The organism is Bartonella sp. B30(2025), from assembly GCF_053793825.1.
In genome coordinates, this window is record NZ_CP200034.1 from 328,712 (window position 1) to 346,914 (window position 18,203).

Here is an 18,203-nt window from a genome sequence, read left to right on the forward strand (position 1 = left end):
GTTTGTTCAATTTTAGTTTATATTGATATTTAATAAATATCGAATGTAAAATATTTTTTCATGATTTTATCATAGGTTTTGTCTTCACGGATTTTCTTTATTGCTTCATTGAATTTATTTTTAAGATCTTCATTATTTTTGCGTATACCAATTGCTATAGGAGAGCGTGTTTCTTGAAGTGTTTCAAGAAGCTCACAGCAACCTTTGCCTTCATTTTTTAGCCAGTTTAATGCTTGCAATTTATCCAAAATGATGGCATCAAGCCGATGACTTAAGAGGTCGCGACTAACTTCTATTGTTGTAGGATAAAATTTAATATTTACTCCTTCAAAAGCATAATGATCTTCTGCGTATGCAGCTTGCGTTGTATTTGATTGTACACCAAGATTTTTTCCTTTAAAGGCTTCTTTAGAGATTTCTTTAATACCTGAATCTTTGGTAACAATAACAGCCAATGCTGTATCGTAATAAGCATCTGTAAAATCGATTTTTTTTAATCGCTCTCTTGTAGGAGCAAGAGAAGCAATAATGGCATCGTATTTTTTTGCAAGAAGACCAGGTATAATTCCATCAAAATCTTGCGTAGTGATAATGCATTCTGCTTTCATTTCTTTACAAAGTGCGTGAGATATATCAATATCAAAGCCGTGAAGTTCGTTATTTGAATCAATGTAACTAAATGGAGGATAAGAGCCTTCACTCGCAATTTTTAGTGTTTTAGCATGAGTTAATGGAACAAATAGTGTTGCACTTATTATGAGAGCGAGTGGGATGAGTTTCATTATGTTCTCCTGTTGGATAAGCAGAAAAATATGGGATTATCGTGTATTTTTATAATCTGTAAGATATTTATAAGAGTAATAAAAAATTTATTGGTATTCATTTTGTGCTTGTTGACGGGTATATAATGATCAAGAAAGTTATTTATTTTTATCAAGTTTACATATGATAAGTACAGAGAGAATAGGTATTCTATTGGCTTATTGAAACTATTTTTATGAAATAATTCGTTCCTTTCTATTTTGTTTTCACACATTGCAAACTTAACTTTGAAAAAAGTTATTGATTTTAAGTTCAAAAAAATTTTGGACTTTAAAGATGATGAAAAAAGGATATTGTTATCATAATTGGTACAGTTAAAATATTTATATATTGGGCAACATACAAAACCAATACCAATTGATATGTTAGTAGGCAATAAATGTTTTTTTATACCAAAGCATATTTTTGATGAATGATTTTCAAGAAAAGTGCTTGAGTTTGGCTCATTATGAAGCCACACAATAACACCTTATAATCTCATATAGACAAATCTCAAAATTATGCCACCCTCTTTACCAATTTACAAAAAAAATAAAAAGTAAAAATATGAGTGGCTAGGAATTTTTATTGTAATGTTATTTTAGAAAAAACACTTTTTTATTATCCTTTAATTTTCATATACGACAATGTCCTTCAGTTTATAGACGAAATAGAAAAAGGTACATATCCAAATTAAATAGAATTATAGATTAGCGTTTTTGGGTATCAAACAATATTCCTCATCTTTACAAAAAGAGGGCATTGCACATTTGCTTATTGATTGAGCAAAGATCATTAGTTCACTTAAAAATTATATCATGAGTGATTAATGATCTATAGCTATAAAAAAATCAAATTAAAAACCATAAAAAAAATTTATACTTTTTACTTAATGATCCACATTGAAGTCTAAAATTTCAGTAAATTGAAGTCTTAGTGATATGTCTTTGTATTTTTTAACTTGTACGCTTATCTATAGGGACGTATTCACGTACAGTATAGCCTGTATAAAGCTGACGTGGTCGACCAATTTTTTGCGCAGGATCTTCAATCATTTCTTTCCATTGTGCAACCCAGCCAACAGTTCGCGCTAATGCAAAAAGAACCGTAAACATTTCCGTTGGAAAGCCTAAGGCTTTTAATGTTATGCCAGAATAAAAATCGACATTAGGGTAAAGCTTTTTTTCAATAAAATATTCGTCATTTAGAGCAATTTTTTCAAGTTCTACAGCAATATCAAGAAGTGGATCATCTTTAATATTGAGTTCTTTTAAAACTTCATGGCAGGTCTGCTGCATAATTTTTGCACGTGGGTCATAATTTTTATAAACTCGGTGACCAAAACCCATAAGACGGAAAGGATCATTTTTATCTTTTGCACGTGCAATGAATTCAGGAATTTTTTGAACTGAGCCTATTTTTTGTAACATTTTTAAGCACGCTTCATTGGCTCCACCATGCGCTGGTCCCCAAAGACATGCAACACCTGCTGCAATACACGCAAAAGGATTAGCTCCTGATGATCCTGCCAGACGTACAGTGGATGTAGAAGCATTTTGTTCATGATCAGCATGCAAGGTAAAGATCCTATCCATGGCGCGAGAAAGTACGGGATTAACTTTATATTCTTCACAAGGAATAGAGAAACACATATGAAGAAAATTTGCAGCATAACTAAGATCATTCCGTGGATAAACAAACGGTTGCCCAATGCTATATTTATAGGCCATAGCGGCAAGAGTTGGAACTTTTGAAATGAGACGAATAGAAGCGATCATTCTTTGTTGAGGATCTGTAATATCAATAGAATCATGATAAAATGCGGACATAGCACCAAGACATGCAATCATGATTGCCATAGGATGAGAGTCACGACGGAATCCATGAAAAAATCGCGTAAATTGCTCATGTACCATTGTGTGTCGCATAATGCAGTGATCAAAATCAGCTTTTTCTTGTCTTGTTGGTAATTCACCGTAAAGTAAAAGATAGCAGCTTTCTAAAAAATCTCCTTCCTCAGTCAGTTGATTGATAGGATAACCACGGTAGAGCAATATTCCTTTATCACCATCAATATAAGTGATTTTTGATTCACAAGAGGCTGTTGAAGTAAAACCAGGATCATAAGTAAAAATATCTGCTTGTTTATGAAGAGCAGAAATATCTATGACATCATGACCAATAGTCCCTTTGAGTACGGGAAGATCTATGTTTTTACCATTTACAGTAATGTGAGCCATACTTTTAGACATTAAATATTCCTTTCAGATTTCTCGCTCCTAAAAATAAGAGCTGTTTTTTTAGATATGAGGTATGCAGTTAAAGCTTTTTCTATCGATGTTAAGAGTAGATTTACTCTAAAAGTTAGTGCCTGTAATTTTAAAAATATTTTTTATTTGCACTACATCTAATACGTCTTTTGAATAATTGAAGCTAAATCCCGCTTTTAACTTACGTGAAAACACTCATTTTTAGATAGATGATTGTTTAGCTTAACATACCTTGATATACATGCAAATTAGCATGTGTTTTTTTTAGTTGGTCATGAATGCGATTAAGAGTTTCATCTCGTCCCAATGATATAAGAACATCGAAAACGCCTGGAGATGTTGTGCGTCCTGTAAGAGCCACTCGAAGTGGTTGAGCAATAGCCCCAAATTTGAGATTTTGTGTTTGTGCGTAATATCGAAGAATCTCATCTAAGACTTTAGCATCCCAGTTTGTACATTTTTTCAAAACAAAATAGATTCCCTCTAAAGTAGCTAATCCATTTTTGTCTAGAAGCGCTTGTGCTTTTTCATCAAGGTGTAATGGTCGTTGTGCAAAAATGAACGAGGCATTGTCAATGAGTTCACATAATGTTTTAGAACGTTCTTTGAGACTTGGTATAGCTGTTAAAAACTGAGCACGATGTCGTTCATTAAGCATTTCCATTATTTTTTGTCCCCCTTCGGTATCTGGCAATATGTTAAGAACAGCATCAAAAAGATCTTGATCGTTGCTCATACGCATATAATGCCCATTAATGGCATCTAACTTTTTGAAATCAAAGCGTGCTGCCCCTTTATTAATATCATCGATGTCAAACCAAGAAATCATATCTTTAATTGAAATTAATTCATCATCACCATGACTCCAACCTAAACGTACTAAATAATTGAGTAAAGCAGCAGGAAGATACCCCATTGTCCGATATGCATCGACACCTAGTGCGCCATGGCGTTTTGATAATTTTGCACCATTCTCACCGTGGATAAGTGGAATATGTGCCATAACAGGGATATCCCATCCCATTGCATTGAAGATAATTGCTTGGCGGGCTGCATTTGTGAGATGATCATCACCGCGTATAATATGTGTTATTCCCATATCATGATCGTCAACAACAACGGCATGCATATAAGTTGGAGAGCCGTCAGAACGCAAAATGATAAAATCATCTAAGTCTTTGTTAGGAAAATGCACATCGCCTTGAACGCGATCATGCAAAATTGTTTCTCCGTCTTTTGGTGCTTTGATGCGAATAACAGGTTTGATATCTTTGGGAGCTTCAGAAATATCACGGTCGCGCCAACGCCCATCATAACGTGGTGGACGGCCTTCTGCCCGAGCGTTTTCACGCATTTCAGCCAATTCTTCAGGGGAAGCGTAGCAATAATAAGCTTTGCCGTCTTTTACTAATTGTTCTGCGACTTGGCGATGACGTTCTGCTCGTTCAAATTGTGAAATAGGGTCACCATCATAGTTTAATCCCAACCAGTGTAATCCATCTATAATAGCTTTTACAGCTGCTTCCGTTGAACGTTCACGATCTGTATCTTCAATGCGTAAAAGCATTTTTCCACCGGTATGTTTTGCATAAAGCCAATTAAAAAGAGCTGTACGAGCACCTCCAATATGAAGAAAACCTGTAGGGGAAGGGGCAAAGCGGGTAATAACGGACACGGATATCTTCCTTTTAATTAAGATATTGCTTGTGAGACTTTATGGAAAAGTTATATTAGCATAGGCTATGGAGTGTGCAATATCCGCACGAGCAAGTAAAGCAGAGAGTTAGGATGTTAAGTAAAAATAATTTCTTAAAAAGAAATTCAATTTAATAAAAGACGATGTTTTTTCACGATGGAAATTATTTTGCGTCTTTTAAGAAAACAATAGTTTTATGCTGGGAGTGGTTAGAAGATTGCATAAACAAAGAAATTTCTGCAGGGCTCCTTTTTTTGTTAATTTTGGTATTTTTTGCTACAGGAGTCATTTTTTATTTTAATTTAGAGCGGGAACCAAATTGGGGACAAATTTCTGTATTTGTTGGTGCGCTTTTTGGGATATTGTATGTTTTACGTATTTTGCAGGTCCATCGAAAAATATGGATTATCGTAGGATTTATGTGTTGCACTTTATTGGGGGTGTTGGCTGCAAAAATAGAAACATGGCGTATTTCCACACCCATGTTGGATCGTGATGTTTTCACTACATTGACCGGTAGAATTGTTTCTATTGAGGCACTACAAAAAGGAAAATTTCGTTTAATTTTAGATGTTTTGAATACAGAAAAGCCAACATTATGTCATGGACCTAAACGTGTTCGTTTATTAGCAAGACATTTGCCATATGGGTTAGTCGTTGGTGATGGTTTGTCTGGACGAGTCAAAATGTTTGCATTATCTGGTCCAGCGTATCCAGGAAGTTATGATTTTAGTTTCCATAATTATTTTAAAGGGATTGGTGCTCGAGGTGTTTATTTGGAAACGCCGATCAAAATACCAGAGACGCAACCTGATACAATATTGGATATAGTCTCACAAAAAATTGAAAATTTGCGAATAAAAATAACACAAAAAATTACTACGGCGATTGGTGGAGAAAACGGCAAGATAGCAGCTGCTCTCATAACAGGACAGCGGGGTGGTATTTCACATAATACAAATGAAGCATTGCGTACAGTTGGATTAGCACATATTTTATCGATATCAGGTTTGCATATGGTTTTGCTAAGTGGCATGGCTTTTATGAGCGTTCGTGGTTTTTTAGCACTTTTCCCAGTTTTTTCATCCTATTATTCCACTAAAAAGTTTGCTGCTATTGTATCATTAATAATAACAGCTTTTTATTTTGTTCTGTCTGGTGGAGCCATATCTGCGCAAAGAAGTTTTGTGATGGTTGCCGTTATGTTGGTTGCTGTGTTGTGTGATAGTCTTGTTTTAACAATGCGTAACTTTGCTCTTGCAGGTTTGATAACATTAGCTATTGCTCCGCATGAGATACTAAGTCCTAGCTTTCAAATGTCTTTTTCTGCGACAGCAGCTTTAATAGCTTTTTTTGATTGGTGGAATGGAAAGTCATTTTTTCGTATAAAAAAAACGACACCATCTTACATTGGGGGTAGAGTAATTCATTTTGCTTTTTTATCAATTATTTCAACAGGTGCATCTTCGCTTGTAGCGGGGTCTGCTAGTGGGATTTATGCAGCCTATCATTTTTCTAATATTCCTCTTTTTAGCATTGTCAGCAATGTTTTAGTTTTGCCTATTGTATCAATAATCATCATACCTTTCGGATTAATAGCAACATTTGCAATGCCTTTAGGTGTTGAGTGGTTTCCTTTACAAGTTATGGGATTTGGTATTGGTCTTGTGACAAAAATTGCTTATACTATAAGCACTATTTTTCCTGTTTTTAATTCCGGATTTATACCGTTATCTGCGTTAATTCTCTTTAGTATAGGGTTGGTTGGACTGACTTTTTGCAAAACACCTATTAGACTTGCTTTTAGTTTTTTTATTATGATTGGTGTTTACGTTTGCTGGGTACATTCCCCCATACAATTAGTTATAACCGACAATATAAAGCTTGTGGGACTTATTAATGGAAAAAATTTATATATTGATCGTTATTCAATCTCTAAATTTACGAGATCCATGTGGAAACAATCATTTTATGTAAATGAAGTTATTAAACCAACAAAATATGGTCCTCCATTTAAGGAGCAGTTTATTTGTGATGACCATGTTTGTACTTCTAGATTAGAAAATGGGTTAAAAGTGATTGTTTTACATAAAGGGACAAACAAATGTGTAAACGCAGATATTATAATTAATGGAGCTGTCACTCATAATTCAAACTGTAATAAGAATGCAAAAACACTATTTACGTTTGAACAATTGTTGTCACAAGGCAGTGTTATGATGGACAAAAGCGGGAATACCATTTGGTCTTCACGGGGTTTATTCAGACCATGGAATATGCACAGGCGGCATTTATAAAAGTTATGTAAAGTACTCTTTGAAAGAAATAGATGACTTTTAAAACATCTGGTGAATTAAGAATTTTCAAAATTATGCGATTAGTGCATATTATTGGCAATGAATAGTAGATTTAAAACACTTATTTAAACGTAAAAAATGTAAATAAGTTAAAAAAAATAAAATTGTTAATTATTCTATTTTATAACTACATATCTTTATAGTAGCGAATATTTTCAACATAGAAGGTGTTCAATAGATCTTTTATTGATATCCTTCATTGGTAAAAGGATAAAGTGATTCGTGAATGTTCAGAAATTAAAAAAAATGGCAGCGACCAAAGCTCTTGAATTTGTTCAGGATAATATGCGGCTTGGTATAGGAACTGGTTCTACAGCAAATGAATTTATTCGTCTTCTTGGAGAGCGTGTTTCCGATGGTTTGCATGTAACTTGTGTTACTACCTCACAATATTCTGAGCAACTGTGTCGTAAATGCGGAGTGCCAACTACGACTCTAGAACAAATATGTGAGCTTGACCTTGATATTGATGGGGCAGATGAAATTGGTCCAGAACTGGCTTTAATTAAAGGTGGGGGTGGTGCATTGCTACATGAAAAAATTGTAGCGGCAGCCTCTCGTTCAATGCTTATCATTGCTGATGAAACAAAGATAGTAAAAACGCTTGGTGCTTTTTCTCTGCCAATTGAAGTCAATCCGTTTGGTATGCATGCTACACAAATAGCTATTGAAAAAGTTGCTAATGATTTAGGATTGTCTGGGGAAATTACATTGCGAATGAATGGAAATACTCCTTTAAAAACGGATGGTGGTCATTTTATTCTTGATGCATCTTGGGGCTGTATTATGCAGCCAAAATTATTGTCAGATGCACTCCTTGCAATTCCTGGTGTTGTTGAGCACGGTCTTTTTTTAGGATTGGCTTCGTGTGCAATTATAGCAATGAAGGATGGTCAAATAAAAATTTTAGAATCGTGTAATTTTTGAACAAAACAAGTTTTTTACATGTTGATGCGTTAGTGCAATATAAAGAGGTTTCTAATATTTTGAATAAAAGAACAAATTAAAAGTATAATTAAGTATCGGGGTAACCATTAAATGAAAACAATATCTTTTTTACAGCGTTTTTTAGTATGTTGTATTACAGTTGCCGTTTTGGTTGTGAATATTGGAGTGGTTTATGCACTTGATATGAGTGATAAGCACTTAGATGCAGCTAGAAAGGCTATCAATGCTATGCATGCAACTGATCAATTTGATAGTTTTTTACCAACAGCTGCACGTGATCTCAAAAATGAGCTAATAGGCAATGATCCAAATTTGGCGACGGTTATTTCTGAGATTGTTGATAAACATGCACTTGCTTTGGTTAAACGGCGTTCTGATTTGGAAAAAGAAATTGCCCATGTATATGCAAAATATTTTACTCAGGAAGAACTCGATGCAATCACGGCATTTTATAGTTCGAATACTGGTAAAAAATTTTTGAAAGAAGTTCCTAATATTGCACATGATGCTTATTCTACATTTGAAGCATGGCGCGATGTCATTATGCAAGATCTTGTAAAAAATGTGAAAAAAGAGATGTCCGAAATAATTAATTTGGACAAGCCTATTACACCTACGGCATCTAGTTCTTCGATAAAGAAAAAGTGATTTTGTTGATATCGTTACGATAATAAGCAATTTTTTATTTATTTTTGAGAAACGGCGTGAAAGTCGCCGTTTGAAAAGAAATAGTTTTTTTAAAGATATTGCTTTATATAAAAAATAGTACTTAAAAATAAAAAGTATTTCCATTTGGTTATAAACGACAATAATCTGTTATTGCAAAAATATGAGAGGGAATAGTTGGTGAGATCTTTTGATTTTGATTTGTTCGTAATTGGGAGTGGTTCTGGTGGAGTACGTGCTGCACGTCTTGCTGGAAAGCTTGGTAAGCGTGTTGCTATAGCAGAAGAATCTCGTATAGGAGGGACTTGTGTTATTCGCGGTTGTGTCCCCAAAAAATTATATGTTTACGCGTCGCAATATGCACGACAATTTCGTAACAGTACGGGTTTTGGATGGGAATATGCTAATCCAGTTTTTAGTTGGGAAAAGCTAGTTTTAGCTAAAAATAAAGAAATATCAAGACTAGAAGGGCTTTATCGTAAAGGATTGCAAAATAGTAATGTCCATATTTATGAAAGTCGTGCTGTTTTTATAGATGATCATACAATAGAACTTTCAGCGACAGGTCAGCGGATACGAGCAGAAAAAATTTTAATAGCAACAGGAGCAAAAGCTACGCGAAACACTGCAATAAAAGGTGGTGATTTGTGTATTACTTCTAATGAAGCTTTTGATCTTAAAAATTTGCCAAAATCAATAACCATTCTTGGTGGTGGATATATTGGAGTTGAATTTGCTAATATTTTTCATGAATTAGGTGTGAAGACTACGCTAGTTCACCGTGGTGACTTAGTCCTTAGTAACTTTGATCACGATTTGCGGCAGTTGCTCAATGATGCAATGATTGAAAAAGGAATCTCTATTATTTATGGAGCAACAATTTCACAAGTTCAAGTTGCTGATGGTTGTTATGATGTTCTGTTGTCAAATGGGCAAACAATTAGCGCTGATCAAGTTATGCTGGCTATGGGGCGTGTGCCAAATACAGCAGAATTGGGACTTGAGCGGGCAGGAGTTAAATTAAATGAGCGTGGTGGTATTATTGTTGATGAGAAGATGACAACAAGTGTCCCTCATATTTGGGCTGTTGGTGATGTAATAGGACATATGCAATTGACACCCGTTGCAATTCATGATGCGATGTGTTTTGTGAAAACTGTGTTGGAAAATACTCCCACTGTGCCTGATTATGATTTAATTCCAACAGCGGTTTTTTCACAACCAGAGATTGGAACAGTGGGTCTTTCAGAGGAAGATGCAGTACGTCGTTATAAGCGTGTTGAAATTTATCGTACAACCTTTTGTCCTATGTACAACGTTTTTTCCAATAATTTGGAAAAAATGTTTATGAAATTGGTTGTTGATGGTGAAAGTCGTATTGTTGTGGGTGCTCATATTTTAGGGGATGGTGCTGGTGAAATGGCACAGCTTATTGGGGTATCTCTTAAAGGAAAATTGACAAAAGATGTGTTTGATAAAACGATGGCAGTACATCCAACTGTTACAGAAGAGTTGGTAACAATGTATGAACCAAGCTATATATATGAAAATGGAAAAAAAATAGAAAATTAAACCGTTCTCATTAGAGAAAATAATTAAATTTTTTATATTATAGGCTATAAATTACACTATAAGCTGTAAAAGTGAGTTTTGGAGAAAATGTCGTGGTAAAAAAATGGGCTCCTAATTCTTGGAGAACAATGCCAATTAAACAGGTTCCAGTTTATCCAGATAAATATGCATTAGCAGAAATTGAACAAAATTTGCGTAGCTATCCTCCTCTTGTTTTTGCGGGTGAAGCACGTGATTTGAAAAATGAATTAGCTGCAGTTGCACAGGGTAAAGCTTTTTTGTTGCAAGGTGGGGATTGTGCAGAGAGTTTTATAGAACATGAGGCTGATAATATCCGCGATTTTTTTCGTGTATTTTTACAAATGGCGATCGTTTTAACTTTTGGAAGTTCTAAGCCAGTTGTTAAAATTGGTCGCATTGCTGGTCAATTTGCAAAGCCACGCTCTTCTGACATGGAAAGCAAAGATGGGGTAGAGCTTCCTGTGTATAGAGGGGATATTATTAATGGCATAGAATTTAATGCGGATTCTCGTGTTCCTGATCCACAACGAATGTCTATGGCTTATCGTCAATCAGCAGCAACGCTTAATTTATTGCGCGCATTTTCACAAGGTGGATACGCTAATTTAGAAAATGTTCACACGTGGATGTTAAGTTTCATTTCTAATAGTCCACAAGGGGAGCGTTATAAACAGTTGGCTGAGCGCATTTCTGAAGCAATTGATTTTATGCGCTCTATAGGGATTACGTCTAAAACGAATTCTTCATTACGGGAAACATCTTTTTATACTAGCCATGAAGCACTTTTGCTTGGCTATGAAGAGGCTTTAACACGCATTGATTCAACTTCTGGAGATTGGTATGCAACCTCTGGTCATATGTTATGGATTGGTGATCGTACACGTCAAATTGATCATGCCCATGTTGAATATTGTCGTGGCATTAAAAATCCTATTGGGTTGAAGTGTGGACCTTCTATTGAACCAAATGAGCTTTTGAGTTTGATTGATATTTTGAATCCAGAAAATGAGTCAGGTCGTTTGACGCTTATTACTCGTTTTGGTCACGATAAGGTTGAAAAATATCTTCCAAGACTGATTCGTGCAGTTGAACGTGAAAAACGTAAAGTTATATGGTCATGTGATCCAATGCACGGCAATACGATTACCTTAAATGGTTATAAAACGCGTCCTTTTGATTATGTTTTAAAGGAAGTGGAAAAGTTTTTTGTAGTACATCGCGAAGAAGGAACTTATCCAGGAGGTATTCATATTGAAATGACAGGTCGTGATGTCACTGAATGTACGGGTGGTGCTCATGCTATTTCAGTAGAAAATTTATCTGATCGTTATCATACCCAATGTGATCCTCGATTAAATGCAGATCAAGCGTTGGAGTTGGCTTTTCTTGTTGCGGAGCTTCTTAAAAAAAGTCGTAATACTGATGCAGTAGCTTTGGCAGTGAATGATTAGGCAACAATGACGTAGAAATTATTATTGTAAATATTTATGGAGATGAAAAGTTTTTAGAAAATACTTTTTAATTAAGTAGAGCCATAATCGCAAAATTGATGAGATGATACAAAAGCTTATAAAAAATGATTTTCAGGTAGCGGTTGCTCAACTAAATCCTAGTGTGGGAGATATAGAGGGGAACTTTTCTCTTGCTATAATGGCGCATAAAGAAGCTAAAGAAAAGGGAGCTGACCTTATTTTATTTAGTGAGCTTTTTATATGTGCTTATCCACCAGAGGATCTTGTTCTTAAACCTATTTTTACAAAAGCCTGTAGAGATGCTGTTGAAAAATTAGCAAAGGTAACAGTAGATGGTCCAGGAATTGTAATCGGTATTCCAATACGGCATAATGATAATATTTATAATGGTGCAATGCTCCTTGATAAAGGACAGGTAATTGCTGAAACTTTGAAGTTCGATTTGCCTAATTATGCTGAATTTGATGAAAAGCGCGTATTTTCTCCTGGACCACGTTCTGAACCTATCATTTATCGTGGGATGAGATTAGGAATAGTTATTTGTGAAGATATTTGGAATGATCCCTTTATCTGTATGGAGCTTAGCAATAAAGGAGCTGAGATTATTCTTGTTCTTAACGGATCTCCTTATCATCGTAATAAAATATTAAAACGTATAGACGTTATTCGTATGCAAGCTATTCAGTCTGGTGTGCCAATTATTTATGCTAATCAAGTTGGAGGTCAGGATGAGTTAGTCTTTGACGGGGGATCATTTGCATTAAATGGACAAGGAAAAGTAGTATTTCAAATGAAACATTTTGAAAGTCATATTGCTTTGAGCCACTGGCAACGAAAATCTGCTGAATGGCAATGTGTGATTGGTCCAAATGAAAGTCTTTTTAATGGGTTAACCGCTGATTATAGTGCTTGTGTTTTAGGTTTGCGAGATTACGTCAATAAAAATAACTTTAAAGATGTTATTCTTGGTCTTTCTGGAGGAATTGATTCAGCACTTTGCGCAGCAATGGCGGTGGATGCTTTTGGTAATGAAAGAGTACGTACTGTAATGATGCCTTATCATTATACTTCTCAAGAATCATTGAAAGATGCAGAAGATTGTGCATGTCTTTTAGGATGTCATTATGAAATAATACCTATTGCGCAGCTTGTTGAGGCTTTTTCGAGTATAATGGAACCTATTTTTTGGGGACTTGCACCTGATCTTACAGAAGAGAATCTCCAAAGTCGGATACGTGGAACTATTTTAATGGCTCTTTCGAATAAATTTTGTTCAATGGTAATAACAACAGGAAATAAATCGGAAATGGCTGTAGGGTATGCGACTCTTTATGGTGATATGAATGGAGGGTTTAATCCTATTAAAGATATTTATAAAATGCAGGTTTATGCGTTAGCTGAGTGGCGCAATAAAAATCATTTACAAAGTTTTAAGGGGCCGAAGGGGACAGTCATTCCACCCAATATTATAGCAAAAGCGCCTTCTGCAGAGCTTAGAGAAAATCAAAAAGATGAAGATTCTCTTCCTCCTTATCCTATTTTAGATGATATCTTGCAATCTCTTGTAGAAAGTGACATGAGTGTTCGTGATATTGTTAAACGTGGACATTTACGTGAAACAGTTAAAAAAGTTGAACATCTTCTCTATTTATCTGAATATAAAAGGCGACAATCTGCACCTGGTATAAAAATCAGTGAGAAGCATTTTGGACGTGACCGTCGTTATCCTATTGTCAATCGTTTTCGTGATAAAAGTTGAGCATTATTTCATGACAAAAGTTCGTTTTGCCCCATCTCCAACAGGTTACATCCACATTGGCAATGCTCGTATTGCATTATTCAATTGGCTTTATGCACAGGTAAATAATGGAACATTTGTTTTGCGTTATGATGATACAGATATAGAGCGTACGAGACAAGAATATGTCGATGCTATTATGGTTGATCTTGAATGGCTTAATATAAAACCAGATGAAATTTATTATCAGTCTAAACGAGTCAGTCGATATAATGAAGTTACGGAAATTTTAAAAAAAAGCGGTCTTCTTTATCCTTGTTATGAAACAGCAGAAGAATTGGACCGGCGTCGCAAAATTCAACTTTCACGCAAAAAACCTCCTATTTATGATCGTGGAGCATTAAAATTAACGTGCGAAGACAGAAAAGCACTTGAAGCACAAGGACGTAAGCCTCATTGGCGCTTTCTCTTACCTAATTTTGACAATGATCCATTACAGACTAAGAGAACGGAAGTTCATTGGAATGATATTGTAAAGGGCAAACAGATAATTGATTTGGCTTCTCTTTCAGATCCTGTTTTAATTCGTGAAGATGGAAGTTATCTTTACACGTTGCCGTCTGTGGTTGATGACATAGACATGGGTATTACACACATTATTCGTGGTGATGACCATATTACTAACACAGGAGCGCAAATTGCTATTTTTGAAGCTCTTAATGTACAGAAAATCCCGTTTTTTGGGCATATTAATTTATTAAGTACGGTTTCAGGAAAAGGACTTTCAAAACGTGATGGTGATCTTTCCATTCGTTCTTTACGGAATGAAGGGTTTGAATCTATAGCTGTCCAGTGTCTTGCTGTTTTGATTGGAACATCTCAAAACGTGCACCCTTATCCTAACCAAACCGCTCTTTTAGAACATTTTAATCTTCAAGATACATCGAAATCTGTTGCAAAATTTGATGTTGCCGATCTTATTGCTTTGAATAGTCATCTTGTCCATGAATTACCTTATGAAGAAGTTAAAATGCGACTTAGCCAGCTTTTCATTGATGGAGAAACAGCGAAAGATTTTTGGAACGCGATAAAAGGCAATATTAGTAAAGTCAATGATGCTGTTTTTTGGTGGAAAATCATTCATGATAATCAAATTTTTGATAATGCTATAATGAAAGACCAAGCATTTGTGCGTCAGTCAGTTAACTTTTTACCTGAAGGTGCATTCAATAATGAGAGTTGGAAAGTGTGGACAACAGCATTAAAAGAAAAAACAGGTCGTAAAGGAAAGTCTTTGTTTATGCCATTACGTCAAGCTCTTACTGGAATGGATCATGGACCTGAAATGGGAAGCTTGTTGCAGCTTTTAGGACGGGATAAGGTAATTAAAAGATTAACTCTTCAAGAAAAGGAAGAGTAGCAATTTGAGATATTTTTTAATTTTTGCGCACTGTTAAAGAAGCAAGTTTTTAGTTACGGATTTTTATAAGCATGAATGCTGGAATATCATCGCCAAATCCGAGAGGGGTATTATTTTTACTGTGTTTCTCAAGTAAACTTGTTTTATGATTTGTGTTTTCAATGTCGCGCACTTTGTTGTTATCTAATGATTTTTTAGTTTGTATAGTGCGCTTTTTTTGAGTGGTTTTTTTTGTAGATTTTGTTTTTACGAAACCTTTTTCTTGATGGTTATTATGAGTCTCTAAAGTAGATAAGTCTCCATTAAGCCACTCAATTTTTTCATTACTTATCTTTTCAATAGCACTGATATATTTTTGATCAGCTTTTGTAACAATTGTAAAAGCTTTTCCACTGCGATTTGCACGTCCTGTACGGCCAATTCTATGGATATAATCTTCAGCATGTGTAGGAACATCGTAATTAAAGACATGGCTTACATCCGGAATATCAAGTCCGCGAGCTGCTACATCAGAAGCAACAAGAAGCGTTAGTTTATTATCCTTAAAGTTAGCTAATGTATTCATGCGTGAATGTTGGTCCATGTCCCCATGAAGCGCACCTACACTAAAATTATGTCTAGTAAGCGATCTAAAAAGTTCAGAGATATCTCTTTTTCGGTTACAAAAAATAATAGCGTTTTTAAGCTCATTGCCTTCATTGTTAATAAGGTTTCGCAAAACGGCTCTTTTGTCCCATGCTTTACTTTCAGATTTAACAAGCCGTTGTGTAATTGTTTTCGCTGTTGAGGATGCTTTTGTCACTTCCACAGATACAGGAAAATGTAAAAATTGCTTTGCTAATTTTGCAATTTCTGGTGCCATTGTTGCTGAAAAAAATAAAGTTTGACGTGTAAAAGGGGTTAGTTTACAGATGCGCTCAATATCGGGAATGAAACCCATATCCATCATTCGATCAGCTTCATCAATGACAAGGATTTCAACACCCATTAGGAGCAACTTTCCACGTTCAAAATGATCAAGAAGACGTCCTGGTGTTGCTATGAGGACATCGACACCTCGTTCAAGTTTACGGTCTTGGTTTTCAAAAGAAACACCACCAATTAAAAGCGCAACATTTAAATGATGATTCATTCCGTATTTATCAAAATTTTCTTCGACTTGGGCTGCAAGTTCTCGTGTCGGTTCAAGTATTAGTGTCCGAGGCATCCGTGCTCTTGCACGACCTTTTTCAAGTAACGTTAGCATAGGCAAAACGAAAGAGGCGGTTTTACCAGTTCCTGTTTGAGCAATTCCTAAAACATCTTTTTTTTGAAGTACATGAGGAATTGTTTCGCTTTGAATGGGGGTTGGAGCTGTGTATCCTACTGATTTTACTGCTTTAATAACCTTTGTGGAAAGACCTAAATTATCAAAACTATTTAAAGATGGCATCATAATTTTTCTATCAATCGCTTTGCATTTTTAATTTCATTATTAAATTATCAACAATTATTAGCAAGATTAAGTTTTACATCAATAAAATGGTTAAGACTCATTTGCAAAAAAGTCAACTCTAACGGCCATATACGTATCAAAAGTATGTACAATAATGAATAACAATTAATAACGAAATTGTTCTGATAAAATACGTTCGTCCCATGAATGGTTAGAATCAAAAAGGATTGAAACTGTTAATTCTGTTGCTGATGAAATAGTAACTGAATGAACAGATTTAACCTCAACATTATCGGCTGCAGCATTTACGGGGCGTTTTTCAGGTTCGAGCATATCAAAACGTACTGTTACTGTATTTGGAAGTAATGCACCATGCCAACATCGGGGACGAAAGGCACTAACAGGTGTAAGTGCCATCAGAGGAGCCATAAGAGGTAAGATAGGTCCTTGTGCAGACAAATTATATGCTGTGGATCCTGCTGGTGTAGCAACAAGGATACCATCACAACTTAATTGTTCCATGCGAACTTTATCATCAATGCTGATACGAATTTTAGCTGCTTGATAAGATTGACGAAAGAGAGATACTTCGTTTATAGCAAGAGCTTCAATGTGTCCTTGAGAGTCAGCATTTGCGATCATGCGCAGAGGATGGATTTCTTTTTTATGCGCGGCAGCAATGCGGTTTGGCAATTTTTTTTCATGAAATTCATTCATGAGAAACCCCACAGAACCTTGATTCATGCCATAAATAGGTTTTCCGCTGTCCATAATGTCACGTACGGCCTGTAACATTGTACCATCGCCACCGATAGCAACAACAATATCGGCTTCTTTAAGAGAAGAGTGACCATAAATAGAAATTAATTTATTGGTAGCTTCAATAGCTTCTTTAGTCTCAGCAGAAATGAAATGAAAGCGGTTTGGTAATATTGTCATTAAGAGTTATTCCAATATTTTATCTTATTTTTTAGCTTACTTTTTTAAATTTTGAAGTTGTAATACAAATTGTTTTGCAGGAAGAAAATTTAAAAAATTATCTTTTTAAAGTAAAATTTTATAGCATAATAAAATAAGAAAGTTGCATAATTACGTAAGTTATAGACGAATATTTTTTTAAAGAATGGCAATTCATCATTGAAGCAAAAGGCATGTTCGGTTAAAAGATCACAATTGATTTTAGTTATCAGTGATAGGCACCCGTAGCTCAGCTGGATAGAGCGCTGCCCTCCGAAGGCAGAGGTCACAGATTCGAATTCTGTCGGGTGCACCAAATTTCACAATTTTGTTTCATATATAATTTTTATGAAACAATCTCCAATGGGTTTGTTTTTACTTAAATTGGCGGCTAAAATTGCTTGTTAAATGATAAGCTAAGTAGCAAAATCCTTTTTTAAAAAGTAAAATTTATCACGATATTGATATGCTCTTTTTTAATTATGCATTTCAAATAAATTATTTTAAGTGTTCGAATGAGGGAGGGGAAAAACAATGAAGTGTTTATCCATATAAGGTCGTTGTGTTTATAATTTCAGCAATGGAATACTGTGTTCTCAGTATTTTTGCTTATTGTATAAAATAACAGAAGAATGATGAGGTTTTAATACCACTTACACTTAATAGAGTGTGTTATGGCAATAATTGATGAAATATCATCGGTGTATTTTTATTTTTTATAGGATTCTAAAAAAGACAAATGGCTAATACTGTTGTTTGATGAATTAAAGAATTAGCAAAATTTATTTATCTCATAGGTTTTAGTTTATCATTTAAGTCTTATAAATAAACTGTAACTCTTTTGTTTTTA

The 18,203-nt window shown here is 35.0% G+C and carries 12 protein-coding genes and 1 tRNA gene; 8 read left to right on the forward strand and 5 right to left on the reverse strand.

All coding sequences use genetic code 11. The features are described 5' to 3' along the window. Positions 1–29 precede the first annotated feature (29 nt). From V4P55_RS01380 to gltX (V4P55_RS01390), 3 genes are all read right to left on the reverse strand, one after another. A complete protein-coding gene (locus tag V4P55_RS01380; RefSeq protein ID WP_455474668.1) occupies positions 30–782 on the reverse strand; it encodes a transporter substrate-binding domain-containing protein in 753 nt (250 codons plus the stop codon). Between the two features lie 975 nt (positions 783–1,757). Continuing rightward, entirely contained in the window at positions 1,758–3,053 is a 1,296-nt protein-coding gene (gltA, locus tag V4P55_RS01385; RefSeq protein ID WP_455474669.1) for a citrate synthase, read from the reverse strand. 235 nt (positions 3,054–3,288) lie between these two features. Next, on the reverse strand, positions 3,289–4,746 hold the full coding sequence (gene gltX / locus V4P55_RS01390) for a glutamate--tRNA ligase (protein ID WP_455474671.1): 1,458 nt from the start codon (positions 4,744–4,746) through the stop codon (positions 3,289–3,291). A 164-nt stretch (positions 4,747–4,910) separates the two neighbouring features. On the opposite strand from gltX (V4P55_RS01390), the gene V4P55_RS01395 reads away from it, so the two are divergent. From V4P55_RS01395 to gltX (V4P55_RS01425), 7 genes are all read left to right on the forward strand, one after another. Further along, positions 4,911–7,064 carry a ComEC/Rec2 family competence protein gene (locus tag V4P55_RS01395; protein ID WP_455474672.1) on the forward strand — a complete coding sequence of 718 codons (2,154 nt, stop codon included), beginning with the start codon at positions 4,911–4,913 and terminating at the stop codon, positions 7,062–7,064. Positions 7,065–7,346: 282 nt separating this feature from the next. Further along, a complete protein-coding gene (rpiA, locus tag V4P55_RS01400; protein WP_455474673.1) occupies positions 7,347–8,051 on the forward strand; it encodes a ribose-5-phosphate isomerase RpiA in 705 nt (234 codons plus the stop codon). Between the two features lie 111 nt (positions 8,052–8,162). Continuing rightward, the gene (locus V4P55_RS01405; protein WP_455474674.1) at positions 8,163–8,720 is read left to right on the forward strand and encodes a DUF2059 domain-containing protein; all 558 of its coding nucleotides are present in this window, start codon (positions 8,163–8,165) and stop codon (positions 8,718–8,720) included. 198 nt (positions 8,721–8,918) lie between these two features. After that, a complete protein-coding gene (gene gorA / locus V4P55_RS01410; protein WP_455474675.1) occupies positions 8,919–10,310 on the forward strand; it encodes a glutathione-disulfide reductase in 1,392 nt (463 codons plus the stop codon). 92 nt (positions 10,311–10,402) lie between these two features. Then, on the forward strand, positions 10,403–11,782 hold the full coding sequence (locus V4P55_RS01415) for a class II 3-deoxy-7-phosphoheptulonate synthase (protein WP_455474676.1): 1,380 nt from the start codon (positions 10,403–10,405) through the stop codon (positions 11,780–11,782). A 103-nt stretch (positions 11,783–11,885) separates the two neighbouring features. Beyond that, positions 11,886–13,562, forward strand: a complete 1,677-nt coding sequence (locus V4P55_RS01420) for an NAD+ synthase (RefSeq protein WP_455474678.1) — start codon at positions 11,886–11,888, stop codon at positions 13,560–13,562. 10 nt (positions 13,563–13,572) lie between these two features. Continuing rightward, entirely contained in the window at positions 13,573–14,961 is a 1,389-nt protein-coding gene (gene gltX, locus V4P55_RS01425) for a glutamate--tRNA ligase (protein WP_455474679.1), read from the forward strand. Positions 14,962–15,010: 49 nt separating this feature from the next. Here gltX (V4P55_RS01425) and V4P55_RS01430 read toward each other — a convergent pair whose 3' ends face one another. Both V4P55_RS01430 and V4P55_RS01435 read right to left on the reverse strand, forming a co-directional pair. Next, positions 15,011–16,396: a DEAD/DEAH box helicase gene (locus tag V4P55_RS01430; protein ID WP_455474680.1), complete on the reverse strand. Its 1,386-nt coding sequence runs from the start codon at positions 16,394–16,396 to the stop codon at positions 15,011–15,013. A gap of 165 nt (positions 16,397–16,561) precedes the next feature. After that, the gene (locus tag V4P55_RS01435; RefSeq protein WP_455474682.1) at positions 16,562–17,335 is read right to left on the reverse strand and encodes an NAD kinase; all 774 of its coding nucleotides are present in this window, start codon (positions 17,333–17,335) and stop codon (positions 16,562–16,564) included. 257 nt (positions 17,336–17,592) lie between these two features. Here V4P55_RS01435 and V4P55_RS01440 point away from each other — a divergent pair. Next, a tRNA-Arg gene (locus V4P55_RS01440) sits at positions 17,593–17,669 on the forward strand. Positions 17,670–18,203 lie beyond the last annotated feature (534 nt).